The following is a 25,276-nucleotide window of genomic DNA, read 5'->3' as shown; positions in this document are numbered from 1 at the left end:
AAAAAAGCCATAACACAGTTATGGCTTTTACTTTATTTTAAAATTTAATTTAGTTAAAACGCGTAACTAATGCTTACATTAAATGAACGCCCCTGCCCAGCAAGTTGTTCAAACCCGTTGCTGCTATCTTGTTTAAGTGCTGCAATACTTACGCCGCCTAGTGGGAGTTGGTAGTACTCATCAAACACGTTACTCACTTCTGCGCTTAGCGTTAATGAATCCCATGTGGCTTTTGAGCTTAAATTAACCAAGCTGTAGCTGTCTGTTTGGTTTTCAAAACGATTATTATTTACACGGCTTTTAGTATCTACCCACTGCCAAGATAATGCGTTTTCAAACCGACCTATTTGCTGGCTAATACCTAGCTGGGTTTGCAGTGGTTTAATTTGATAAAGCGGCTGGTTAGTATCGTCGCGCTTGCCTCTCGTATTAGTAACATTAGCGTGTAACTGCCAGTTACCTAAATCCTTAGATTCATAAATATTGGCTGTTAAATCTATTTTAGCACCATATAAAATGGCATCTACATTAGTAAACTGCAAAATGTTACGCGCAGTGTTGTCCAAGTCATAACTATTGAAGCTTCTTACAATATCAGCATCAATATAATCATTCACATCGGTATACCAAACATTGGTGCTTAATCGCCAACGGTCATCTTTAGCCGATTTAATATAAGTAGCACTTAAAGTATGCGCTGTTTCAACGTCTAAATCAGGGTTACCAATATAGCCATTACCATCGCCATACCAACCAATCATGGTGGTTGCCATATTACTTACGCCCCAGCTGTATCGCTCGTATAAATTAGGCGCGCGGTTTTTACGGGCAAGACCAAATTGCAGCTCATCATAATTTGTTATTTGGTAGTTAATTAATAAGTTAGCATCAACTATAGTGTCGGTTTTATCTCTGTCGCCAGCATTAAAGTTCTGTGCAGCAACTGTATTATCTGTAGACGTATCGCTCATGGTCATAGTATCCATACTGCTCATATCGTCCATATCCATCATGCTCATACCGTCGTTGTAAGGCTGAACCTCACCTACTTGGGTATTAATACTTTCAATACGTACGCCTGCGTTTAACCACAGTTTTGTATTTATTGGGTTCTCATATTCAGCAAATGCTGCTATGCGCTCTCGTTTGCCATTATTTATATTTACGTAATCGTTTGGTCCCATCATGGTTGAGCCTTCAATACCTGGCCACCAATCATCAACGCTGTAATTGTAATATTCTTGGCCGAGTAAAATACTGCTGTTTTTATCTAGCGCAATACGCCATTTTAACTGCGAACTTATATCTTGTGCATCAGTTTTCATTGGCATCATGCCTGTTTTTTCTTCACTGAAAAAACCCATTTCGTGCTTTACGCTATGCCAGTTGACTTGCCCTTCAAGCTCGCTGTTTTCAAAGGAGCGTTTGTATTGAGCTATTGCACCGTAGCTGGTGTTATCGGTCATATCCATATACTGATTTGCAAATCCCTGATATGGGATTTTTTGATGCGTTAGCTTTATAACTAATTGCTGTTTATCATCGCGCATAGCTGCGGTTAAACTATGATTTTGTGCTCGATACAATGTATCTAACACTACATCGCCGTTACCGTCTTCATAACTACCTGCATCACTAAACGACCCCTGGTAATTAAGACTAAACTTGTCACTTGCTAAACGTGCACCTACGCCAAGCTTACGTCCGTTATCAACACTACTGTACTTTGCTGACACATAACCTGAGTGCCAACCTAATTCATTGCTATCGCTATACTGTGGTGAAATAGAATTAACGCTTATTACGCCAGCAATATTATCGCCGCCCGCACTCACTGGCGACACGCCTGCAACCACATTATAAGACGTAATTTGATTAGCCGAGATATACGAAAGTGGCGGGTTCATATGATTAGCGCATGCAGCGGTTACATCTGCGCCATCAATTAACACTTTAACTCTGTCGCCCATTAAACCATTTAAAATAGGTAGGTTAGATACGCCGCCCGCAGCTGAAAAGTCGACACCTAAATCACTTAATAACGATTCTGACGAACCAAGTGCTAAGTGCTTATTTTGAGCATGTCCGTGTACTTCAATTACTTCTAAAGACGTATCGTCGGCAAATGCAAAAGTAGATAGCACACCGCTAATAAAAAGTGCGACAGGGGAAAGTAAGTAAGTTTTTTGAGTTTTGCTTTTATAAACCATTGTTAATTTATGCCACTGTAATAATTGGCGTAATTATAGTGTGAACTGCAAAAGCAAAAGCGCGACATATTGTCGCACTTTATCAATTTTGAATGTTGTTAGGCGTGTTTAATCTAAAAGGTCATATAATAAATTAAGTATTTAACTCAGCGACTGTTTGAGAAACAATATCAGCCCCTCGCTCAATCTCTTTAATAACCTCAGATACATTCGCAATAAGCTCTCGGCCTTGCTCTGAAGAGTCTGAAACCGACGTAATTTGCCTTGATATATCATTAGTGAGCTCTTGGTTATTTTTAACAACGGTCGCTATTTCATTAGTTGAACTACTCGTACTGGCTGCAAGTTGCCTTACTTCGTCAGCTACTACAGCAAAACCTCGACCGTATTCACCAGCACGTGCAGCTTCAATAGCAGCATTGAGTGCAAGTAAATTAGTTTGATCAGCAATGCTGCTGATTGTAGAAACAATGGAGCCTATTACAGCTGATTGTTCATTAAGATTTTTAATTAAATCAACTGACTTAAGAACTTGGCTTACAATGGCATCTGAGTTTGCAACAGAACTTTGTAGTATCTCAGAACCTTTTTTAGCGGTTTGCGCTGTAGCTACCGCCGATTCATACGCGATTGCAGCGGCTTCAGTCACTGCATTATTATTGTGTATACGATCAGTAATATTTGATGCAAACTTAATTATTTTAATTACATTACCTTTGCTATCTAATATTGGGTTATAAGTAGCTTCTAGCCAAATTTCTGAGCCGTCGGCGGCAATACGTTTAAATTTTCCTGACTTAAACTGCCCCTGCGCTAATTCATTCCAAAAGTGTGGGTTTTTCTCATAAAACACTTCAGTACAAAACATTTTATGATGTTTACCTACAATATCTTTTAAGCTGTAGCCTACTGTCGCTAAAAAGTTTTGATTTGCGCTTAAAATATTACCTTGTGGGGTAAACTCTATTGTAGCCAATGCTTTATCGAGTGCACTAGCTATCGCTTCTTGTGCCTTTCGTTGTATGTAACTAGTCGTAATATCAGAGGCTATTTTAATCACTTTAGTGACTACGCCATGCTCTTCTACAGGAAAGTAAGTTGCCTCAAGCCAAAGCTTATCGCCATTAGCTTTGTATCTTAAAAACGATCCTGATTTAGAATCTCCGGTTTTTAATGCTTGCCAAAATTGGCTATATTCGTCTGACTTTGCATATTCAGGTTCGCAAAACATGCGATGATGTTTGCCAATTATTTGCTCTTTGTTGTAACCAACAGTAGCTAGAAATAACTGATTTGCGTCTAATATTATTCCTTCAGGTGTAAACTCTATATAAGCCACATGCTTGTTAATTGCCGACAAGATAGACTGTTTTTGAATTAATTGAAGCTCCATTTCTTCAATTTTTGCGTTTCTTTTAGAAATACCAAACATATAAAAACCTTAAGGAGTAAATTAGTAAAAACATTAGCAGAATAACGTTAAACAAATATGTAACTATACTGTAAATATAAGCTCTAAATAACCTTTCGGCGAATATTTAACACCTTATAGATGCATGCTTTATAAATAGTTTTTTTATTTTATAAATTTTAAGTAGTATTTTCTTCTAATTAACATTTCAAAAACCTAACAAAAACACTAATTTATGCATGACTCTGTACTTTTTTTAACTTAAAATAGCACTCTCACAGACTACCCTCTCACACCAAAATTTAAGCATACATATAATATTTTCTATTCAGAATTTATTGTGCTGTTTCACTTTTAAAATTAAATCTTAAGGGATCATCTATGACATCAGATGTAACGTCGGCATCTAGTCAACTTAACAGAACCGCTATTTTACTCGTATTAGCACTTGGCACATTTATTTTAGGATTATCTGAGTTTTCGATGATGCCTATGCTGCCACTAATTAGCGAAACATTTGGCTCAACGCCCTCACAAAGTGGTTACGCAATTAGTGCTTACGCCATTGGTGTTGTAGTTGGCGCCCCTATTTTAATGCTCACTACTGCTAATATGAGAAAGCGCAAAGCATTGCTCATTTTTATAAGCTTAATGTTTATCTCAAACGGGTTAAGCGCGATGGCAACGTCGCTTGAGCAGCTTGTAATATTTAGATTTTTAAGTGGCTTACCTCATGGTGCATATTTTGGTGCTGCTATTTTATTAGCATCAGATATTGCCCCAAAAGGTAAGCGTGCAAGCTTTATGTCTAAGGTGTTTATGGGTTTAACTGTGGCTACTATTGTTGGCGTGCCTATAGTTACACTTGTAGGTCAAAATTTAAGTTGGCGTTATTGTTTAGCTGGCGCTGCAGTACTGGCCTTTATTGCTTTTGTTTTTGTTTATAAAGTAGTGCCTAGTATCGATAACGCTAAGCCTTCTAACTTACTAAACGAGTTTGGCGTACTTAAAAATAAACTGGTTTGGTCCATTTTGGGTATTGTAATTATTGGCTTTGGCGGAGTGTTTTGTATTTATACTTACATTGCCGACACCATATTAGTGGTAACAAAAACAGCTCCGTATACTATTTCTATCGCAATGGTAATGTTTGGTATCGGTTGTACACTCGGTAACTATGTACTGGGTAAAGCTGCCGATAAATCAGCAATTAAAACGACTGGCCTTGCGCTTGTATGTACTATTGTATTTGCCTTTGCATATGTAACGGCAAGCCATAATATTTGGGCTCTTTACGCGGTGATCTTCTTTATTGGTTGCAGTGTGGGCTTGGCTACGCTGATTCAAACGCTTTTAATGGACGTTGCGCCCGAAGGCCACGCTATGATTGGTGCCTTAGTACAGTGCGCATTTAATACTGCCAATGCTATAGGTCCTTGGGTTGGCGGAATAGCAATAGCGCAAGGTGCTGCACCTAATCAAACAGGTTACGTAGCAGCTGCATTGTTTTTAGGTGGTTTGGGTATGTGGCTATTAAGTTACTTACAACTAAACAAACAGCAACCAACAGCGCAAGCTACTAATTAACTGAGTTCGAGTTAATTTAAAATACAAAAAGAGCCGCTAATTAGCGGCTCTTTTATTTTTAATTTACCTAGTAAATTAAGCGTTTAACGATGCCATATCAATAACAAAGCGGTATCGTACGTCTGACTTTTCCATACGCTCGTATGCCGTGTTAATTTCGTCAATGTTGATCATTTCGCACTCAGGTAGCACGTTATTTTCACCACAAAAGTCGAGCATTTGTTGCGTCTGTGCAATACCACCAATAAGTGAGCCTGCAATACGACGGCGACCCATTAATAATGGCACCGTGCTTAGCTCATCCACTGGACCAACTTGGCCAACAATAACTAATGTACCATCTACATCAAGTAGCGGTGTGTAAATAGATAAATCATGTTTTACAGGGACTGTATCTATAATGACGTCAAAGGCAGATTGCGAGTCTTTCATTTCGTCATCATTAGATGACACTAAATAGTGCTGAGCGCCTAATTTAACCGCATCATCTTTTTTAGACTCACTACGGCCAATTACCGTAACGCTTGCACCCATTGCAACTGCATTTTTAACGGCCATGTGACCAAGACCACCTAGACCAACAACACCAACACGGCTACCTTTTTTTACGCCCCACTTATGAAGTGGCGAATACGTAGTAATACCTGCACAAAGTAGCGGTGCAACGCGTGAAAGGTCTAAATTTTCTGGTACAGAAAGTACAAATTCTTCGCGTACAACAACATGCTTAGAATATCCACCTTGGGTCATTTCACCACTAACGCGGTCTTTGCCTGCGTACGTACCAACCATGCCTTCGCGGCAAAATTGCTCTTCGTCGTTATCACATTGATCGCAACTTTGGCACGAATCAACCATACAACCCACAGCAACTGTGTCGCCTTGCTTATATTTTTTAACGTCGCTACCTACCGACATAACTTTACCAACAATTTCGTGCCCAGGTACTAGCGGGTAGTCACTGCCACCCCAATCATTTCGTACGGCGTGTAAATCTGAATGGCACACACCACAGTATAAAATTTCAATTTCTACATCGTTATTTCGCAAATCGCGGCGCTCAAAAGAAAACTCTGTCAATTCAGAACCTTGGCTTTTTGCTGCATATCCTACTGTTTTCATAATAACTCCATAGTGGTTAAAAATTTAAATCATCAACAGCATAGTCCATAGCCCGTGAATAGAACCTGACAATATAAAATAGGCACAAAAAAGCCCAAACAGTGTTTGGGCTCAATCGTTAGTACTAGGGCGCTAAATTTAATTATTTTGCAAGTAAGCTGTTTAGTTCATTAATAATTGAATGAATGCGCTCTGCATTTTTTCCTAAATCACTACGCCCTACTCGCGATTTACTACGAATATCAACAAAACGCTGGCTGCCTTCATCTTTAATACGAATTACCACATCGTCTTTAAAACCAAACCATGTGGTTGTATCAGTAGCTTCTACAATACCTGTAGCCGTATTTGCACTTACCACTGCAAAGCCAAGATTTTTAACTGCTTGTTCGCTTGCTGCCATCAAATCGGCTTTAGATTGTGCAAAGCTTAACGTTGCCAGTTCAGGGTATGCTTTGCGTTGTTGTACTGCCGTTTCTTCACCCGCGTACTCTACTGGATTTGGTGCTTCAGCACGAAGTGGCGCAATTGCTACAAATTTTGGTGGGTTAACTAAATCTGTTGAAATATCATGAATTGCCGGTACGCTTTTAGCTTTGTTCATCATGTTAAGTGGCATAGCAATAGCCACAACCGAAAACACAAGCGCAATAACACCACTGCTTAGCGTTAACGTTTTACGCATAAATAACGCTTGTACTATAAGTAGCACCAATGCAGCGCCACCAGCGTAAACACCAAATTTAAAACCAGCAAACGCAGTTCCTAGCTCTACAATACCAAATTTATACAAAGGCCCCGGCAGTATGACGAGTAAAAAGGCGATTAGACTAACTAAGCTCACTAAAACTTTCATTTTATGATTCCTATATTGTGTGATTTTTTATTATTAAAACAATTAAGCACTATTAAACAGTAGCTTATACTACTAACAAGCGCTTTTAGATTACTATTAGCGACTAATTACACAAAAAAGTCCAATGTTGTGTGATCAAAGTTACTCAAGTTTGGAAAAATATCAACAAGCTCAGAGCTTGGCACACCAAACCACTGAGCCAATGTGGCAAAGTACTGCTCATTAGCAACACTAGGAATTAAACGCCCGCCACCGGTATCTTGTGGCCCATCCAAATGTTGAGTTAATAGCTCGCCATATATATTGCCGCCTTTTACTGCGCCGCCCATTACTATTTGGTTCCCTGCCCAACCATGGTCAGTGCCATCGCCATTTGAGGTCAACGTGCGACCAAAATCAGACATAGTAAACGTAGTCACTTTATCAGCCATATCAAGCTCTTTCATCGCACTATCAAATTCACTTAACCCTTGAGCTAACGTATTTAATAAAGCAGGGTGCGTTGTTAATTGGTTGTCGTGGGTATCATACCCCCCCATAGAAACAAAAAACACTTGGCGTTGAGTACTCAACTTTGCCTGTACGCTAATTGTTTTAGCGACTGCGGCAAATTGCTCACTAAGGCTATTATCGCTAAATGGGGTAATAAGTGCAGGCGCGCTTTCTAACGCGCTGTTCATTGCTTGAGTGTTATTTATCGCACTTGTTAAGCCATTGGCATAAGCTGTACTTAACGGATGGCTCGTATTGCCTAGTAAGCGGTTCATAATAGCGGTTACGTGCTCGCTACGAGGTTGATACCCTCCAAACGCGTTAATACTACTAATGCCGCTTTTGTTAAGCGCAAATGCATTGCTAGCACTTCCCGTTTGCCATAAATTAGTACCGTCGAGTGATACATTAGCTGCAAACTCATCTTGTAACTCTAAACGCTCTAAAAGTCGTGCGCCCCACCCGCTATTAAGTGATTGTTTTTCTCGACCATACATCCACGCAGCTTGCTGATCGTTATGCGAAAACAAATGCTTAGGCAAACCTATTGTTTTATTTTTATAGTCATTCAATGTTGTGGGAGCGAGTAAAGTACCTACCCCGCCTATAAATGCTAAATTTTGAGATTCAAACACATTTTGTATCGGTTCAAGTGAAGGATGAATACCTACGCCACCTGCAAACTGGCTTTTAATGCTTAGCTCAAGTGGGCTCTCTACCGCTAGGTTTTGCCTGCTTTGCTTGTACAAACTCCGTTGCTCGCCTTCAAGCGGAACGAGCATATTTAACGAATCATTCCCCCCGTATAAATACACACACACTAATGCTTTATAATCACCTAGCTCAACGGCATTAGTCGCTCCAGTTAATGCTTGTAATTGCAGGCTCGTTAACGCGGCAGCCGATACGCTGCCTTTTACACATAACGACAAAAACTCTCTTCTATTAATGCTCATTATGCGCTCCTAATACTGCACGTTAAATTCAGGTGAAATAGCAATCATATATAATAAATACGAAACCCGTTCACGGTATTGCTCTTCATTAAAGTAGGCATCTAAATCAAGTAATGCTTGGCGTGTGCCACTGCTCATTGCGCCTGCAAAATATAACGTGTTGTACTGAGTTAATAGCGCGCTAACACCGTTTTTCTCTAAAACATTCATGTCGTCTTGAATATAAACATAAATACCATTTGAATTTAAATCACTGTGTGCTTCAGCGGTACTCCACACTAAACTTGCGTAAAGCGCGTTCATGGTGCCAATCAGTGTCGCATCGTTTGCTATTTGTAACTCTGGCGCAACAATACCTTCATTTCGCAAAGCTGCGGTTTGATAATCAGGCCTAAAAAAGTTAAATACCGAAGCCGACTGCATGGGTCCTTGCCCGTAGCTATTTATTAAATTCCATGTTTTATAGTAACCAGCCAAAGATTTAGCATCGAGATTTCGCCAAAACTGTACGGTTTTTAAAATAGGCTCTTTAATTTTACCTTGATAGTTAAGCACTGAGCCAAAATGCCGTGCTTCATCATCTAAATATATAGCCTTTACTACAGCCGCTAAATCGCCGCGTACACCGGCGCCATTATCAATAAATACATTAGCTACTCGTTCAACGTATTGGGGGGTTGGATTTGACGTAATTAATCGCTGAATAAGTTGCTTAGTAATATATGGCGCAACATTTTGATGGTTAAATAAATTATCGAGCGCTATTTGCAATGACTCTTCTGCTGTATAACCTTGTGGTATAACCTCGCCATTTAGTAAGGTTTTTTGTTTACTAGAATGGTACTCGTCAAATGCTTCCATTGGTTTAATATAGTCACGACTTTTACGCTTAAATGTTTCACTATCGGCAAACGTCCAACCAGTAAATACGCGTGCAAAACCCTCTATTTCGACCTGTCCGTAAGTAGCAATAGTATTACCTTGTGCATCAAGCTTGGCGCTGCCATCTAGATTTAGCTCTTCAAGGCCAATAGTAAATAACTGCATTACTTCACGTGCGTAATTTTCATCTGGGCGAATATTAAGTGCATCGTCTGCTTTTTCGTTACCCAAATGGCTTAAGTAAGTTCCCATAATAGGCGAAAGCGTGACATCTTCGAGTAAGTCACGATAATTACCAAAGGCATGCTTTAGTAGCAAATCGTAATAAGTGATCATGCCCTCAGGTTGGCCTCTTAAGGCACTGTTTTCATCCGACACTACTAATATTTCACTTAACGCAAATGCAACACGTTGACGAAGTTGATCGTCACTTTGCATTACTGCCTTCCACCATGCGTCTATGCGGCTTATGTATTTAAAGTCATCATCGTCATTTAACTTTACTAAATAATCACGGTGATAATTAATAGGTAGCGCTATTTGTTTATCAAGCCATTGCTGCTCGCTTAAACCTTGTGCGTTTTGTATTTCACTAAGCTTAGGTCCCATTGTTGCTTGGTGTAGTAACCGTGCGGCGCTAATGTCATCCATATTATTACGTGCAGTAAAGCTTAGCGTTTTTACACTGCTTGCCCCTTCGTTATCGGTTGCTGTTACCGAAAAAGCATAATCAACAGGCTTATAACTTTGCGCATTTAGCAGTGTTACTGAAGTAGTTGTTGCCTTTAAAGGCCCACTAATTAGTTCAGGCCCTTGCGTTTGTTGCCACACAACAGATGTAATAGTGCCGTCTTTATCACTGGCTGTTGCTGTTAGCTCAATTGTTTGGCCTTTACTTAATTCACTAGGAATATCAGCGACTGACAAAATGGGGATTTTATTTCCGTTAACGCTTGGCGTATCATCGGAGCCTGAACTACCGCAAGCGCTTAGTATAAAAACCGAGCTTGCGATAAGAGCAAATTTATAATGCATGTAAAGTCGTCATCATTTGTTAATTAAAGTACGTTAGTGTGTACCGAGTTTAATGCATTTATTGAAACACAAAATTTACAATTTAACTCTTTATTTTTTGTAACCGAATCATGAACGCCCCATTAATAATGCGCTAGCAGCTGGGGTAAACAGCCAGAGCTTTATTATTTATGAAAACAGAAATTCGCTATTGTTTTGAATCATCACAAGTTGCTAACCGATTTTTACACGAGCTCAAAGACTGGCCGGTTAACGATGTAAAAACACGACTTTTTAATGGCGGCGATAGTGTAAAAGTGACATACGAATACGACGAAAGTGGTTTTGATTACACTTGCGCCGAACTTGATGACCTAGCACAGAGCCATGGCGGGAAAGAGGTTTAAGCGTTTTATAATAAAAAACAGCTGATGCATCTTTAATAATTGACTTAAATTATACAGATTTGATTGATGTTTTATCTCTACCTGAGTTTTTCGCTTCGTAGAGCATTATGTCGGCTTCTTTAATTAGTGATTGGATAGACACATTATTACCACTTAAGGTTTCTTTTGTAGCAAATACACACCCAGCACTAATTGTTAAATATTTACGTATAGGCGACGCTTCATGAGGTAAATTTAACTCCCGAACCGCCAAAAGCAATTGCTGAGATATATCTACAAACTCTTCATAAGAAAGCTCTTTAAAGAATAATATGAACTCTTCGCCGCCATAGCGCGCAACTGTTCCTGTGTTTTGCTTTGCCATTTGTTGTAATTTACCAGCTAGGAGCTGTAAAGCGTTGTCTCCGCCTTGGTGACCATAAAAATCGTTATAATTTTTAAAGTGATCTACGTCAAGTAATATTACTCCAAAGGCATTTTGTTGCTGTTGAGCCTGCTTCCACTGAGCCGCTATAATTTCATCAAAGGCACGCCTGTTGTAAATTTGGGTTAACCCATCAATTTTACTTATTTTTTCGAGCTTAGAATTTTGCTCTTTTACTTGTTTAATTAACGCATTAAAACCGCTAATTAAAACGCGCATTTCTAAAAATTGATTAGTGAACCTCAAAGGCTGTAAATCGTTTTTAACCAACATTGAATTAATAGCGGACGCACCACTAATAAGCGGTTCAATAAAATAACGATTTACAATATAAAAACCTAATAATGACATTGCAAAAAACATTAACAAAATTAGCTTTAAATAATGATCAAATAAAACTGGCAGTGTTTGGTGATGGTGCTTAATGTTCAAAGCAAGCAATGGCTTACCATTTACATCTAGAATCACCCTCTTCCTTTGAGTGGCAATGTCCTCTTCTTGGAGGCTCCCTTTAAGCGTCGCAATATCGTTTAAAGAACTACCGTGTTCTATTTGTGAATAGCTAAGCTCCACTTGTGCAATTTCCGCTAAGGATTTGATCAACGACGGTCTTACTTTTTTTATAAAAACAATACTACCAACAGGCTCACCTGTTTTATCTGTTCGCTTTATTACATGCGATGCAAACATGATAGGGCCGCCCGCTGTTTGTAAAAAACCAGAATGGCTTAAACTGTTGTCGTCTTCAGAGGCTTTTGGATTAGGAATAATTGCGCGGTTTAATTTATTAACCTGTAAATCTAAATCAGGCGCATCAAACTCCGTATGCTTCATATAATCATACGCTTGTCCGTAAACCATATTAAAGTTTACATCGTAGATAAACACACCATCAATTTTGAGAGAATAGAAGGTATCCCCTACAAAGTTTGAATCTACATATTCTGCGTCAAAATCAGCCATATAATCATAGGTGTCATCCCATACGGCGTAGTCATAATTGAGTGTTTCTAAAAATATAAACTCTCTATCAAGCGCAATTTTAAGACTCAGCAATTCACGATTTTGATAATCTTCAATACTAGTGTTTATAGTCGGCAGGCTAAAAAAATAGCGGTACCCAACTAATAAACCTGTTACAAAGCACATTAAAATCAAAGTACCTATTATTACAAAAAATCTTAATGTCATAGTCTCTATCTAATCGTGTAGAATTAAGTCAAAGTAGCTTACGTTTTATGTTTTAGACTTCTTCATCTAAATTATAATAATTAGCTTCTTACTAAAGCGTAGTATAAATTCATGAGCAGGTATAAACAAAGCTTACTATTAAGTTTTATAGCGTTAAAACGTTAGCACTTTCAATAATATATTTAATATAGACATAAAATTATACCAATTCGCTTAATTAAGTAGTCTATTGTGAGGGCGGAAAAACGTGTTGATAGCTAGGCAAAAAATTAGCTATTTAGTTGTTCTAAATGAGAATTTTTTAACGCAGGTAGCGAGACGTCTAGCCCCGCAAAATGATTAAGTATTATTGCGAATTGGTATTACACATTTAATGTAATGCAAAAAGCTGAAACTATTTCGCTACCGAAACTTCCACTTTCGATGAAGATGTACTCGCAAGATCCAGTACTTCATAATAATTTAAGCCATCAATTTTTTTACCAATAATAAAATAATTCATTTCATTCATCATGGTTGGGTCGCCTAAAACATCTTCTGCGCTTTGCACATCAGAAAATTGAATTGTAATTAAGGCGCCTATAAAGCGCATTACATCTTGAGATTTTAATGTCTTTAAAACTTTATTAACTCCGGCCTGAGTTGACTCAGGTGTAGAACCATCAAATCTAAAATCACTTTTTGTACTAGCGCATGCACTAAGCATTAATATTGATAGTGCGATAAGTAAATGTTTCATATATATCCTTATTTGTTATTCGTGATACTTGCGGATCATCGCCACTTTACCGTTTTCAACTTCTATTACTTCCATCATTGTGGAGGTGTATTCTATTGGCTGCTTACTTTGTGGGTGAATGCCCTTTGCATGACTCTTATAACGAATAGCAAAGCCTGTATTGTTAAACACAAATGTATTAAGCAGTGTGCTTTCAAACAACGTGTGCGCACCTAAGTAAAAACTCATACCTTTGCGCATCTGCTCTTTGCCATCAGGAGTACGTGAGTCATCCGGTTGATACGGAATATGCTGATTGCCAATATCATCGGCACGGGCTAAAAGGCTAAGAAATATAATTAATAGAAAGCTTAGCTTGCACTTCATAACGATTCTTTCTAAAGAAGTATTTTTACTAAAACGACTAAATTTATTAATACATTAATTTTTTAGCGCAGCTTTTCTTGCTAGTTCTTTTATATCTTCATCGATATTGTCATCAAAAGACATTGAATAAATTCTCCAACCTTCTTTCACTTTAAAAAATTGAAATTCAAAACGAATAGGCTGCCTATCGTAGGTTACTAGGTAGGTTACATGAACAAAAAGCTCCCCAACTTTATAATCAGAAACCTTATTAATGAAATTAATTTCACCAACAAGATCATCAAGTGAGGATAGCTGTGTTTTTATCTGTTTTACCTGGTCAGGTATCGACGATACATATTTATTACTTGCGTAAATGGAATCAACAGCATCGCTTATTTTTTCATCAGAGTACAATTCAAAAAATTTATCAACTTCTTCTTGGTAATTGTTAGCACTGACACCCGATGAGAGTAAAAGTAAAGCAGCAAATATAATTTTCATTTTTAACATTCCTTATTGTTTTTAATATAAAAACACACTATTTAAAGTAAATAAAGTTATAAAATACGGCAAATTACATTTTGCTCTTTACTCTATTTGTTGCAACGCTGTTGGCTGGGTCGTCTGGCCAAAAATGTTTAGGGTAGCGGCCTTTCATTTCCTTTTGCACATCGCGGTAACTGCTAGCCCAAAAGTGGGCTAAATCTTGAGTAAGTTGCAATGAACGTTTACCTGGCGATAGCAGCTCCATAAGCAATGGCAATCTACCGTTGGCAAGCATAGGCGTACTGGTCAAGCCGTAAACTTCTTGCATACGCACGCTTAGCTTTGCGGGGCCATCAAGTTGGTATTCTATTTTTACATTTGAGCCACTGGGCACCGTTAAGCGCAAAGGTAACAAAGCTTTTAACGTGGTTTGTTGTTGCCAATCAAAGCAGTTTTGTAATGCTTCAAAGTAGTTAAACTTTTTAAGCTGCGTGAGCGTTTTAATATCTTCTAAAAACACGCCTAGCCACTGCGCTGCATTTTGAATAAGTTGTTGCTCGTTTATTTGCGGGAATTTATCGGGCATTAAATTACTTGCTAGGCTCATACGTATCAGCAATTGTTGCGCATCAGGTTGCTCGTTAAATAATGCAAAACCGTGTTTAGCAAATAAGTTAAGCCACGCTTTAGCACGCTCGCTCTTATCTAGTTTTTGTTTACTAGGCTGGCTGCTGAGCGTTATAGCCCCGAGCTTTACTTCATCTTGGTGAATAAAGCGCGCTGATTTTTCATCAAACTCACAACGAGTAAGTTCACTAAATAAATGCGGTAAAAATTCTTGTAACTCAAATGGGTTAAGCGCGGTGGCTGCAAATATACGCCCACCTTTGTGCCCGCCCATGGTTGCTATAGCTAAGTAATCGTCGTTGTGCCAGTAATCGGCATTTAACTCAGCACCAGCACCATTGGCAAGTAAATAACCATTACCACGTTTTTTAGCGATGCGATCGGGGTATGCCAATGCCACCAGCAAACTTATATAATGCGTATTTAATTCGCTGTTTTCGTCTTTTACTTTTAAGCGGCTTTGCCAATATTTTAACTGTTGTTTAAATACCGGATGCGGACGTTGCTGCTGGCTATGCAGCGCTAAGCTCAACTCGTTTGCACTATTTACTCGGCTCTCAAGTAATGCCACTAAATAAATAGCGAGCCTAAAAATACCAGGGAGTTGGTCATCAAGTATTTGTGCTTTTAATAGCATATGCGCCAAACGAATATCAGCACCAAAACCTAACATTTTACTGCCAAGCGGTGTGAGCTTACCTTTGCTATCAATAGCTTCTAGCATGTTAAGCAGGTTACTTGCTTGCTCACATTGTTGTTCAGTGGGCTTATCGAGCAAGGTTAGCTCATCAATACTGGCTCCCCACTGCTTTGCCTCAAGCATAAGCTGGCTTATGTCTGATGTGAGTATTTCGGGATTGTCGTGACTATTACGTCGCTCGAAGGTTTGCTTTGAGCCAATTCGATAAACAATGCCCGGCTCTATTCGTCCTGCACGCCCTGCACGCTGCACAGCAGACGAGCGCGATATGCTTTGTGTTGTGAGCTCTGTAACTCCTGTTTTTAAATTAAAGGTCGCTGCACGGCGCTTGCCGCTGTCAATTACAATGCGTATGCCTTCAATAGTTAAACTGGTTTCGGCTACATTGGTGGTAAGCACTACTTTGCGCATGCCGTTTGGTGCAGGAGCAATAGCAGTTTGCTGATTGGCTTTATCTTGCTCGCCAAATAGTGTTGCAACTTGGCAGTTACTGGGTAAATCGCTCAGTGCTTGTTGCACGCGTAGTATTTCAAATTGCCCAGGTAAAAATACCAATGCGCTGCCTGTTTGCTCATTAAGTGCTTGTTTTATTATGTTAGGAATTGCATCAAGCCAGCGGCTTTCATCTTTTATGGGTATGTATATTTCGTCTATTGGGTAGCTGCGACCGCTTGATTGAATTACAGGGCAGTCAAAAAACGCTGTATAACGCTCAGTATCAAGAGTTGCCGACATAAGCATAATGGTTAAATCTTCACGCAGCGCACTTTGGGTCTCGAGCGCAAAGGCAAGTGAGGTATCGGCTGCAATTGAACGCTCATGAAATTCATCAAATATCAGTAAATCAATATCGCTTAATTCGGGGTCGTTTTGCAACATGCGCGTTAACATGCCTTCGGTGACTATTTCGAGGCGCGTATTAGCGCTTGCTTTACTCTCGCCCCTAATCCGCAAACCCACACTTTGCCCAACACTCTCGTTTTGGCACTTTGCTAAGTAACTTGCAATATTACGTGCAGCTAAACGGCGAGGCTCTAGCATTACAATACGTTTAAAATGCCCGTCACGCATTAGTTGTAGCGGCAACCACGTAGATTTACCCGCACCAGGCGGTGCTTGTAATAACGTAATAGGATTACTTTGTAATGTAGTAACGAGTTGTTGATATATGTCTTGAACCGGCAGCACAGCTATTTACCCAAAATTGCTTTGTGTGCATTGTAACAAAAACCAAAAATAAACGCGCCGCTAAAGCTATGTGGTTATAAAGGATTTAATTAAGGGTTACATAATCAGAAATAATTACAGACCGCTCTGTACATTTTTTAAGGATGTGCTCAAAAAATTAATTATTACTGCCCCAATAAAAACATAACACCATGATTATAAATGCAAAATAAAAATTTAACTTATTGGTATACGCCTTGCTCCTTTTATACTGAACGTTAATTAAATCTAAGTAAGGAGAAACTTATGAACAGCGATCGTATGAAAGGTAATTGGAACGAACTTAAAGGTAAGGCTCAGCAAAAATGGGGCGATCTTACTGACGACGATTTAGATAAAATTGAAGGTAGCCGTACAGAGCTAGTGGGTAAAATCCAGCAGCAGTATGGTAAATCTAAAGAAGAAGCAGAGCGTGAAGTTGATGAGTTTGAAAAAACTCACTAATCGCTAACTTCTAAAAAAACCGCCATTTTGGCGGTTTTTTTGTTTAAGCTGTAGGTTATTTAGTTACGCTTTTAGCTGGTCACCTATTGGTAACTGCCTAATACGCTTTCCACACGCTGCAAAAATAGCATTACATAATGCTGGCGCATAAACTGGTGTAGATGGCTCTCCTACCCCTGCTGGTGGTGCATCGCTTTGTACAATTTCAACGTCAATCTCAAGAGGTGAATCGCTCATACGCGGTACGCGATAATCATGAAAGTTACTTTGCTGTACGCGCCCTTTATCAAAGGTAATACCATCGCTGATTGCAGTTGTAATTCCGTAAATAGAGCCACCTTGGGTTTGGTTTTTAACGGTGTCGGTGTTTACAACCGTACCCGCATCAATGGCAACCCACGATTTAATTACGTTTAAATCGCCAGCATCCGACACCTCTACTTCAACTACCGTAGCTACGTAAGTTAAAAAGCTTCTGTGTGCTGCTATGCCTAAACCTCGCCCTTTAGGAAGTTCTCGCCCCCATTTACTCATGTCAGCTACTTTTTCAATAACATGGCGCAGTCTGCCAATATCTAAAGGGTAAACCTCTTTATCGCCACCGTAATTATCGTATGTGGCATTTTGCTCAGTTACATCAACAATGCGACTCGGACCTATGGTGTCTAGTAAATAGTCTTTTTGGTCGCGACCGGCTTTGTGCGCCGCTTCGCCAATAAATGACTGAATAGCAAAGGCATGAAAAATATTTGATACAGAGCGCATCCAACCAATTCGTGCTTTGGCTTGCGCATCACCGTTTTCTAACTTCATGTTAGGTGTGTTAATTGGGTTATCGGTAAACCCTAAGCGCAGTTCACCGCTCATAGGAGTGGCTGCACCATCTTTAAAAGTAGATGCTATGGGTGTAAACGCGGTGCGGTGTAAATAAGATTCTATAGCGCCATTTTTATCTAGCGATGCTTCAATGTGCTGAGCTGAAACTGCATGGTAAAAGCCATGTTGTATGTCGTCTTCACGCGTCCACTGCACACGAATAGGTTTGCCTACTTTCATTGAAAGGTAAGCTGCTTCTGCTGAAAAGTCAGGTTTTGACTTACGCCCAAAGCCGCCGCCGAGCATAGTAACGTGAACATTAATTTTGCTCTCATCCATGCCAAGCATTGCAGCCACTGTTTTCATATCGGCTTGTGGATTTTGCGTAGCAGCCCATATATCAACACTATCTTTGTTGTACATAGCTGTTGCACACGGCGGCTCCATTGGTGCTTGAGCAAGATGCGGCGCGTAATAATCAGCTACGAGTTTATTGCTCGATTTAGCCAACACGCCCATGGCATCGCCTTTATCACGTATGTTTGCCTGTGGAGTTTGTACTGTTTTTAGTAATGACTTTTTAAATTCTTCTGAATTGTAATCGCCATTTTTGCCATCATCCCATACGACTTTTAATGCTTTACGCCCTTGCCATGCAGCCCATGTGTTTTTAGCTATAATCGCAATACCGCCTTTTGGCTGAAACTGCGGTGCGCCTTTTGGTGCAGGAATTTCAATAACATCTACAACGCCGTTTATCGCTTTTGTAGCACTGGCATCAAATGACTTAACAACACCGCCTACTACCGGCGGGCGTTCAATTATAGCCACTAGCGCTTGTGGTTCGCGTACATCGGCTGCAAATATTGCTTTACCTGTTACTAAATCGGCTAAATCTATGTGCGCCATGCCAGTATTAATGTAGCGCCATTCTTTGCGTGTTTTAAGTGTTAGTTTGTCAGCTTCTGGTGGCGTTATTGTAAGCGCTAAGTCGATTAAATCTTTATAAGTAAGCGATTTACCTGAGCTGTGTGTAACAACGTGTTGATTGGCTGTACAGGTCTGCGGGTCAACTTTCCAATACTTAGCGGCAGCGTGCTGCATCATGTAACGCACACTTGCGCCCATTTCACGCAGGCGCTTCATGTTGTAGCGAATACTGCGCGAGCCATCGGTATTTTGATCGCCGTATTTAGGGTCGCCCTTACCCTGAATAACAATAACCTTATCCCACGCGGCTTCCATTTCATCGGCAACTATTTGTGCAATCGCGGTGCGAATTTGCTGACCCATTTCAGAGCGATGGCAGGTTATTTCAACCATGCCATCGGGGCGCAGAGCTATAAATAAGTTAGCACGTTTTGCTTGCTCAGACGGTTGCTCTAACACGCCAGCAAATGCTTTTGGCGCACTGCCTACAAAATATGTGCCTAATACCAATGCGCCTATTGCGCTAGTTTTTAAAAATTGGCGGCGGTTTAGGTCAAAGTACGTATTGTCGTTTTTCATACCTCTTCCCCTTGTTCATTAGGGTCAAAATATTCAACCCCCGCCATGGTTTTAGCCGCCGACTTAATCGCTTTATGAATACGTGGGTATGTACCACAACGACAAATATTGCCCGACATATTACTCACTATTTCATCATCAGTTGGGTTGGGGTTAGCTGCTAATAAGCTTGCCGCTTGCATAATTTGTCCGCACTGACAAAATCCACATTGCGGCACTTTATGCTCAACCCACGCTTTTTGCACTGGATGATCGCCCTGCTCGCTTAGCCCTTCAATAGAGGTAATATTGCGCCCCACTACAGCCGATACCGGTAATACACATGAGCGCTGCGCTACCCCATCAATATGCACAGTACACGCACCGCACTGTGCCATACCACAGCCAAATTTAGGGCCCGTTAAATTCAATTCATCTCGCAGGTACCATAATACTGGCGTTGACGGGTCGCCAGAAAACTCATGTTTATTACCATTAATGGTAAGGGTGATCATACTAGACTCCTTGCAAAGCGCTTTACAGGACGACTCCCTACAGCGCGTGGACGGTTTTAATTTACTTACTACTTTTTAGCCTACCACTTAGAACTATTTTATTAAAATACTAATTACTAGAACGTTTGGTACTAAAAAACATTACTCATTATTAAGTAAGTTGCTAATACTAAATTAAATAGCGCTTATAACATCTTCAGATAAAACCCGTTGTTCGTCTTTGTAAACTTCAAGCCAGCCTGGCGGTGATGTATCACAACCAATAATGGTTACTTGTAACACATAACTGTAACGTCCATTTTTAAACGTATAGTGATGATTCCCGCCACTACCCTCAAAGGTAATATCACCGTTTAATAAAATCATGTCGGGCTTTTCGCTAATTTTTTTATCAATACTCCATACAGCATAACGGTAATTCCCATCGTCTAGATCATCAACGCGAATATGGTAGTTAGCCGTTTTCCAATTGAGTATTAGTTTTTTAAAAGTATTAACACTTGAATGCAGAGATTGCTTATCGTGTTCAATTAATCGTTCAGCAAATGCTTGCTCTTTAACATTTTGAGTATTTACAGTTATAATTTTGCCGTCTGTATCTACCCACAAAACACCGTTATATAGCATAATACCGCGCCAACCTACTTTCTCCCAATCAGTATTAATGTTTGAACTGGCAATAACGGCAACAAGTTCATCGTCAAACACTTCATCAAAGCGTTTAATAAACTCAGCTTCATTTTTAATGTCAGGCAATGGATATTGCCTTTTTAGAGGGTAGCGAATATGCGCAGCAATCGCAGTTTTATCCTGCGTTTTAAAAGCAGCAATAACAGGTAAAACACTCTCGTGATATTTCTGCTCAAGCGCAAATGTGTTCGATGTGAAAAATAGATATATGCAAAGTAAGATGTAATTTAGATACTTCATTAATAGCCTATTAATATGTAACAAATAAAAAGTTTTGAGTGTTATCGTTTAAAGTTAAATGTTTAAGACATTTATAATTTTGAGTTAAAAATCTAAATCCCGACTTTAAACTTTGACTATACATACAAATTGTATAATATAGATGCATTATAGGTACATACTATTTATAGGGAAATAAAATGTTAATATCCGCCAGGGAAGATCTTAGAAGCCGCCAAAAAGAAAAGCAGTTATCTGCAACCTTAAAGTCAAACCAGTATAATCTAGTTCACATGAATGCATCTGAATTTGTTGATTATATTGTTAGCCTAAAAAAGCTTGCTGGGCAAAGTCCTGGTAAAATTATTAATTGGTTTGAGACTGTATTTGAGAAAAATAATATTTCATCTGACTTATGGCCACTTTATAGAGACTGGATAAAAAATAGTTCAGGCCTTATTCCAATTGGGATGGATATAGTTGCAGTTACGGCTATAGCAACAGAAATGAAAAGAAGCGGAAAAGCTTTTGATACTTTTAAAGTAAAAAGTTATTCAGGGAAAAACTATATAATTTTCAAAGGTTATCCAGGTCTAAGACGGCACCTCACTGGAACTCGCTATTTAGCGAACAACCCACAACTTGTATCATTTGGTATAGGTAAACTCGGCGCAAAAAAATCAATTAAAACAGGCTTTTTGGTTAGCATTCTTATATCTGCAGGATTTCATACAGTAGAACAATTAGTTAATGATGAGAAGCTGTGGCACGACTTTATAGGTGGTTTCTCTGTTGATGTTGCTATTGCCGCTACATCATCTAGCATTGCATGGTATGCTGTCTCTTCTATTGTAGGCACAGCTGCTGTTGTTGCTGTAGGTCCGATGATAGCTGTAATAGTGATTGGTACTGCATTAACTTTTTTTGCTTATACTTTTATCGATAGTGATGAGTTATCTGAAAAAATTGCTTCAAGCTTAAGAGTAGCGGAAAAAAACTTAAAAAGTAATATACAAAGAGCACAAAATCAATTGCATGATGCTCAACGCTTGTATGAAGAAAGCCCCATAGAATTTATGCACCGAATTTTCGGTTTACCTTTCTTAAAATGAATTACGATAATTTAATGACATCTGAAAAATTAACTTTAAGCGAAAATATTAAACATGCTTTTTTATTTATACTGTTTTTAATTTTTACCATAGCCTCACCTTTTGCGGCATGGGTTGAAGTATCGTCAGTAATTGAAGCTTTAAACAACAACGCCCTCATTTTTAAAGAACGCAGCTTTAGCCCAAGTTTAATTTTGTGCGTTCCAATGTTTGGGACGCTAACAGGCTTACTCTGGCTAAAAATTAAGAACACTGAAATTAGCCCAAGCCTACTGAATAAGTGGTTCAAACTGTGTGGAATAACTTTATTAGTTATGGTTGTTACCATACCCGTTTACACTAACATTATTGAAAATAAAATTGAGAGTGAAGGTTATAGTATTTGTAATTGGTATGGCCGAGGCTCAATTGGTGCACCTGATATTTGGGTAAGCTCCCAAAGCTATTGCATTAAAGAAGGCTTTAAAGTCAGAGTGGAGCTAATAGATTGGTTAAAACACCAAACGACTAAACCAACTCCAAAAGATGTTACGAATAAAATAAATGAGTTGCTCACTAATAAACTTTAAAACAAAAACGAGCCCAATTTGGCTCGTTTTTGTTTTACTGATAGCTGAAAGCTAAAAACTGACCGCTTTAACCTTTGACCGCTTCGCTATTTAACCTTTTCGCTTTTATTCCGGCTCATACCCCAAGTTAGGCGATAGCCAACGTTCAGCTTCTTCAAGCGTCATATTGGTTCGCTTAGCGTAGTCTTCTACCTGATCCTTTTGCACAGCGGCTACTGCGTAGTATTTAGCCTCAGGGTGTGAGAAGTACCAACCCGAAACAGCAGCACCTGGCCACATGGCGTACGAGCTAGTTAGCTGCATACCAATGCGCTTTTCGGTATCGAGCAACTGCCAAATTTTCTTTTTCTCGGTGTGCTCTGGGCACGCTGGGTAACCTGGCGCAGGGCGAATACCTTGGTAGTTTTCGCGTATTAGCTCATCGTTTGCTAGGTTTTCGTCTGGTGCAAAACCCCAATACTCTTTACGTACTTTTTCGTGCAGGTATTCTGCAAACGCTTCGGCGAGCCTGTCGGCAACCGCTTTAACCATTATTTTGTTGTAATCGTCTTGCTGTGCGTCAAACGCATTTGCTAAGTCGTCCTCTTCTAGGCCGCCCGTTACTGCAAACGCGCCAAAGTAATCAGGCGTGCCTTTTGGTGCTATGTAGTCGGCTAGGCAATAATTAGCAAAGTCGGTTTTTTCGGTTTGCTGGCGTAAATGGCATGAAGTAGTTAATACTTCTTTGCGTGTTTCGTCGGTGTATATTTCTATGTCATCACCCACGCGGTTAGCCGGGAATAAACCAATTACACCAAGTGGTTGCAAACTGCCTGCTTTTTCAAGGTCGTCTAACATATCGTTAGCGTCTTTAAATAAGCTTTGCGCTTGCTCGCCTACTACTTCATCGTCCATTATGCGCGGGTATTTACCGGCAATTGACCACGTCATAAAGTATGGCGTCCAATCTATGTATTTACGCAAAGTAGCAATTGGTACATTTTTAAACTCGGTCACGCCCAGCTTTTTAGGCACTGGTGGTGTGTAGTTATCCCAATCAAGCTTTGCTGCGTTATCGCGTGCGCGCTGGATTGTAACAGGCTTAGAGCGTGGTTTTTTACGCGCTTGTTGCTCGCGTACTTTTACATATTCAGCTTTAGTTTTAGCTAAAAAGTCAGGTTTAATGTCTCTTGATAGTAAGTTTGAAACCACACCAACTGCACGGCTTGCGTTATTTACATACACAACGCCTTTGTCATATTGCGGCTCAATTTTTACTGCGGTGTGCGCTTTAGAGGTAGTTGCACCACCAATGAGTAGCGGCAGTTCAAAACCACGGCGTTTCATTTCTTTTGCTACGTGCACCATTTCGTCAAGCGATGGGGTAATTAAGCCCGATAAACCAATAATATCGGCTTTTTCGTCGATGGCGGTTTGCAGTATTTTATCGGCAGGTACCATTACGCCTAAATCAATAACTTCGTAGTTATTACACTGTAGTACCACGCCTACAATATTTTTACCTATGTCGTGTACGTCGCCTTTTACGGTCGCCATCACTATTTTACCATTGGTTGAACCTTCTTCTTTTTCGGCTTCAATAAATGGGTCTAGGTAGGCTACGGCTCGTTTCATTACGCGCGCCGATTTAACCACTTGTGGTAAAAACATTTTACCTGCGCCAAATAAATCACCTACCACGTTCATGCCATCCATTAACGGCCCTTCAATTACGTGAATAGGTTTATCGGCAGCAGCGCGGCACTCTTCGGTATCTTCATCTATAAAGGTAGTAATGCCTTTTACAAGCGCGTGCTCAAGGCGTTTTTCAACAGGCCATGTGCGCCATTCTAAATCTTCTACTCGCTCGGCTTGTGCCATACCAGAGTATTTTGGTGCAAGCTCTACTAAACGCTCGCCTGCACCTGGGTCTGTGTTAAGTATTACGTCTTCAACGGCTTTACGAAGCTCTTCTGGGATGTCGTCGTAAACGGCGAGTTGCCCTGCATTTACAATGCCCATATCCATACCCGCTTTTATGGCGTGGTATAAAAATACCGAGTGAATAGCTTCACGTACTGGGTTATTACCCCTAAATGAAAACGATACATTTGACACCCCGCCCGACACTTTACAGTGCGGTAAGTTTTGTTTAATGCGGCGTGTGCCTTCAATAAATTCTACTGCGTAGTTGTCGTGCTCTTCTATACCGGTGGCTACGGCAAATATATTAGGGTCGAATATAATATCTTCTGGTGGAAAACCAATGTCTTCTACTAATATTTTGTAGCTGCGGGCACATATTTCATATTTGCGGTCTGCTGTATCAGCTTGCCCGTCAGTATCAAACGCCATTACAACGGCAGCTGCACCAAAACGTTTTATTATTTTAGCTTGGCGAATAAACGGCTCTTCGCCCTCTTTTAGCGATATAGAGTTAACAATGGCCTTACCTTGAATACACTTTAGGCCTGCTTCTATTACTTCCCATTTAGAGGAGTCGACCATAATGGGTACGCGTGAAATATCAGGCTCTGAGGCTATTAAGTTTAAAAACTTAACCATCGCGGCTTTTGAGTCCAACATGGCTTCGTCCATGTTTATATCAATAACCTGTGCGCCATTTTCTACTTGTTCGCGGGCCACTGTTAGCGCGGCTTCAAAGTCTTCTTCCATGATTAAACGTTTAAACATGGCAGAACCGGTTACATTGGTACGTTCGCCGACATTAGTAAATACTGCTATTTGTTGGGTCATGTTGGCTC

Annotated in this window: 19 protein-coding genes and 1 pseudogene; 5 read left to right on the top strand and 15 right to left on the bottom strand. The window is 39.8% G+C overall.

Annotation, left to right across the window (positions count from 1 at the left end):
* Window positions 1–53: 53 nt before the first annotated feature.
* Both GQR47_RS11705 and GQR47_RS11700 read right to left on the bottom strand, forming a co-directional pair.
* Window positions 54–2,210, bottom strand: a complete 2,157-nt coding sequence (locus tag GQR47_RS11705; protein ID WP_024598260.1) for a TonB-dependent receptor — start codon at window positions 2,208–2,210, stop codon at window positions 54–56.
* A gap of 133 nt (window positions 2,211–2,343) precedes the next feature.
* The gene (locus tag GQR47_RS11700; protein WP_002958145.1) at window positions 2,344–3,642 is read right to left on the bottom strand and encodes a PAS domain-containing methyl-accepting chemotaxis protein; all 1,299 of its coding nucleotides are present in this window, start codon (window positions 3,640–3,642) and stop codon (window positions 2,344–2,346) included.
* Window positions 3,643–4,002: 360 nt separating this feature from the next.
* Here GQR47_RS11700 and GQR47_RS11695 point away from each other — a divergent pair, with 360 nt between their 5' ends.
* Entirely contained in the window at window positions 4,003–5,208 is a 1,206-nt protein-coding gene (locus GQR47_RS11695) for an MFS transporter (RefSeq protein ID WP_024598262.1), read from the top strand.
* Between the two features lie 75 nt (window positions 5,209–5,283).
* Here GQR47_RS11695 and GQR47_RS11690 read toward each other — a convergent pair whose 3' ends face one another.
* The 4 genes from GQR47_RS11690 to GQR47_RS11675 all read right to left on the bottom strand — a co-directional run bounded on the left by GQR47_RS11690 (window position 5,284) and on the right by GQR47_RS11675 (window position 10,551).
* On the bottom strand, window positions 5,284–6,330 hold the full coding sequence (locus tag GQR47_RS11690) for an NAD(P)-dependent alcohol dehydrogenase (protein WP_002958143.1): 1,047 nt from the start codon (window positions 6,328–6,330) through the stop codon (window positions 5,284–5,286).
* Between the two features lie 142 nt (window positions 6,331–6,472).
* Entirely contained in the window at window positions 6,473–7,186 is a 714-nt protein-coding gene (locus tag GQR47_RS11685; protein WP_024596009.1) for a DUF1499 domain-containing protein, read from the bottom strand.
* Between the two features lie 107 nt (window positions 7,187–7,293).
* A complete protein-coding gene (locus tag GQR47_RS11680; RefSeq protein ID WP_165723822.1) occupies window positions 7,294–8,634 on the bottom strand; it encodes a DUF1501 domain-containing protein in 1,341 nt (446 codons plus the stop codon).
* Between the two features lie 9 nt (window positions 8,635–8,643).
* The gene (locus GQR47_RS11675) at window positions 8,644–10,551 is read right to left on the bottom strand and encodes a DUF1800 domain-containing protein (protein ID WP_024598264.1); all 1,908 of its coding nucleotides are present in this window, start codon (window positions 10,549–10,551) and stop codon (window positions 8,644–8,646) included.
* 170 nt (window positions 10,552–10,721) lie between these two features.
* Here GQR47_RS11675 and GQR47_RS11670 point away from each other — a divergent pair, with 170 nt between their 5' ends.
* On the top strand, window positions 10,722–10,937 hold the full coding sequence (locus GQR47_RS11670) for a hypothetical protein (protein ID WP_002958138.1): 216 nt from the start codon (window positions 10,722–10,724) through the stop codon (window positions 10,935–10,937).
* A 49-nt stretch (window positions 10,938–10,986) separates the two neighbouring features.
* On the opposite strand, the gene GQR47_RS11665 is transcribed toward GQR47_RS11670, so the two are convergent.
* The 5 genes and pseudogenes from GQR47_RS11665 to hrpB form a co-directional block, all read right to left on the bottom strand.
* On the bottom strand, window positions 10,987–12,552 hold the full coding sequence (locus tag GQR47_RS11665; protein ID WP_240915887.1) for a diguanylate cyclase: 1,566 nt from the start codon (window positions 12,550–12,552) through the stop codon (window positions 10,987–10,989).
* A 394-nt stretch (window positions 12,553–12,946) separates the two neighbouring features.
* Window positions 12,947–13,291, bottom strand: a complete 345-nt coding sequence (locus GQR47_RS11660; protein WP_024596005.1) for a hypothetical protein — start codon at window positions 13,289–13,291, stop codon at window positions 12,947–12,949.
* 15 nt (window positions 13,292–13,306) lie between these two features.
* Window positions 13,307–13,624: pseudogene (locus tag GQR47_RS11655) on the bottom strand (nuclear transport factor 2 family protein); the annotation flags it as partial.
* Between the two features lie 87 nt (window positions 13,625–13,711).
* Complete coding sequence (locus GQR47_RS11650) at window positions 13,712–14,140, bottom strand: hypothetical protein (RefSeq protein ID WP_024593532.1); 429 nt, start codon at window positions 14,138–14,140, stop codon at window positions 13,712–13,714.
* A 73-nt stretch (window positions 14,141–14,213) separates the two neighbouring features.
* Window positions 14,214–16,640, bottom strand: a complete 2,427-nt coding sequence (gene hrpB, locus GQR47_RS11645; protein ID WP_024596003.1) for an ATP-dependent helicase HrpB — start codon at window positions 16,638–16,640, stop codon at window positions 14,214–14,216.
* Window positions 16,641–16,925: 285 nt separating this feature from the next.
* Here hrpB and GQR47_RS11640 point away from each other — a divergent pair, with 285 nt between their 5' ends.
* Window positions 16,926–17,123 carry a CsbD family protein gene (locus GQR47_RS11640; protein WP_002958133.1) on the top strand — a complete coding sequence of 66 codons (198 nt, stop codon included), beginning with the start codon at window positions 16,926–16,928 and terminating at the stop codon, window positions 17,121–17,123.
* A gap of 63 nt (window positions 17,124–17,186) precedes the next feature.
* Here the strand turns inward: GQR47_RS11640 and GQR47_RS11635 are convergent, their stop codons facing one another.
* From GQR47_RS11635 to GQR47_RS11625, 3 genes are all read right to left on the bottom strand, one after another.
* Window positions 17,187–19,448 (bottom strand): molybdopterin cofactor-binding domain-containing protein, encoded by a 2,262-nt coding sequence (locus GQR47_RS11635; protein WP_154903657.1) that lies wholly within the window; start codon window positions 19,446–19,448, stop codon window positions 17,187–17,189.
* On the bottom strand, window positions 19,445–19,942 hold the full coding sequence (locus tag GQR47_RS11630; RefSeq protein ID WP_024598265.1) for a (2Fe-2S)-binding protein: 498 nt from the start codon (window positions 19,940–19,942) through the stop codon (window positions 19,445–19,447). The genes GQR47_RS11635 and GQR47_RS11630 overlap by 4 nt, the downstream gene beginning before the upstream one ends.
* Before the next feature lie 174 nt (window positions 19,943–20,116).
* A complete protein-coding gene (locus tag GQR47_RS11625; RefSeq protein WP_024596763.1) occupies window positions 20,117–20,872 on the bottom strand; it encodes a hypothetical protein in 756 nt (251 codons plus the stop codon).
* A gap of 179 nt (window positions 20,873–21,051) precedes the next feature.
* On the opposite strand from GQR47_RS11625, the gene GQR47_RS11620 reads away from it, so the two are divergent.
* Complete coding sequence (locus GQR47_RS11620) at window positions 21,052–21,963, top strand: hypothetical protein (RefSeq protein ID WP_024596762.1); 912 nt, start codon at window positions 21,052–21,054, stop codon at window positions 21,961–21,963.
* Between the two features lie 14 nt (window positions 21,964–21,977).
* Window positions 21,978–22,532: a hypothetical protein gene (locus GQR47_RS11615; RefSeq protein ID WP_139015404.1), complete on the top strand. Its 555-nt coding sequence runs from the start codon at window positions 21,978–21,980 to the stop codon at window positions 22,530–22,532.
* 105 nt (window positions 22,533–22,637) lie between these two features.
* Here the strand turns inward: GQR47_RS11615 and metH are convergent, their stop codons facing one another.
* Entirely contained in the window at window positions 22,638–25,268 is a 2,631-nt protein-coding gene (gene metH / locus GQR47_RS11610) for a methionine synthase (protein ID WP_165723821.1), read from the bottom strand.
* Window positions 25,269–25,276 lie beyond the last annotated feature (8 nt).

The sequence above is a fragment of the Pseudoalteromonas sp. Z1A2 genome (genome assembly GCF_011378755.1).
Taxonomy (GTDB): domain Bacteria; phylum Pseudomonadota; class Gammaproteobacteria; order Enterobacterales; family Alteromonadaceae; genus Pseudoalteromonas; species Pseudoalteromonas distincta.
Note: the sequence above shows the minus strand (reverse complement) of the source record. Positions and strands in the feature narration are given on the sequence as shown.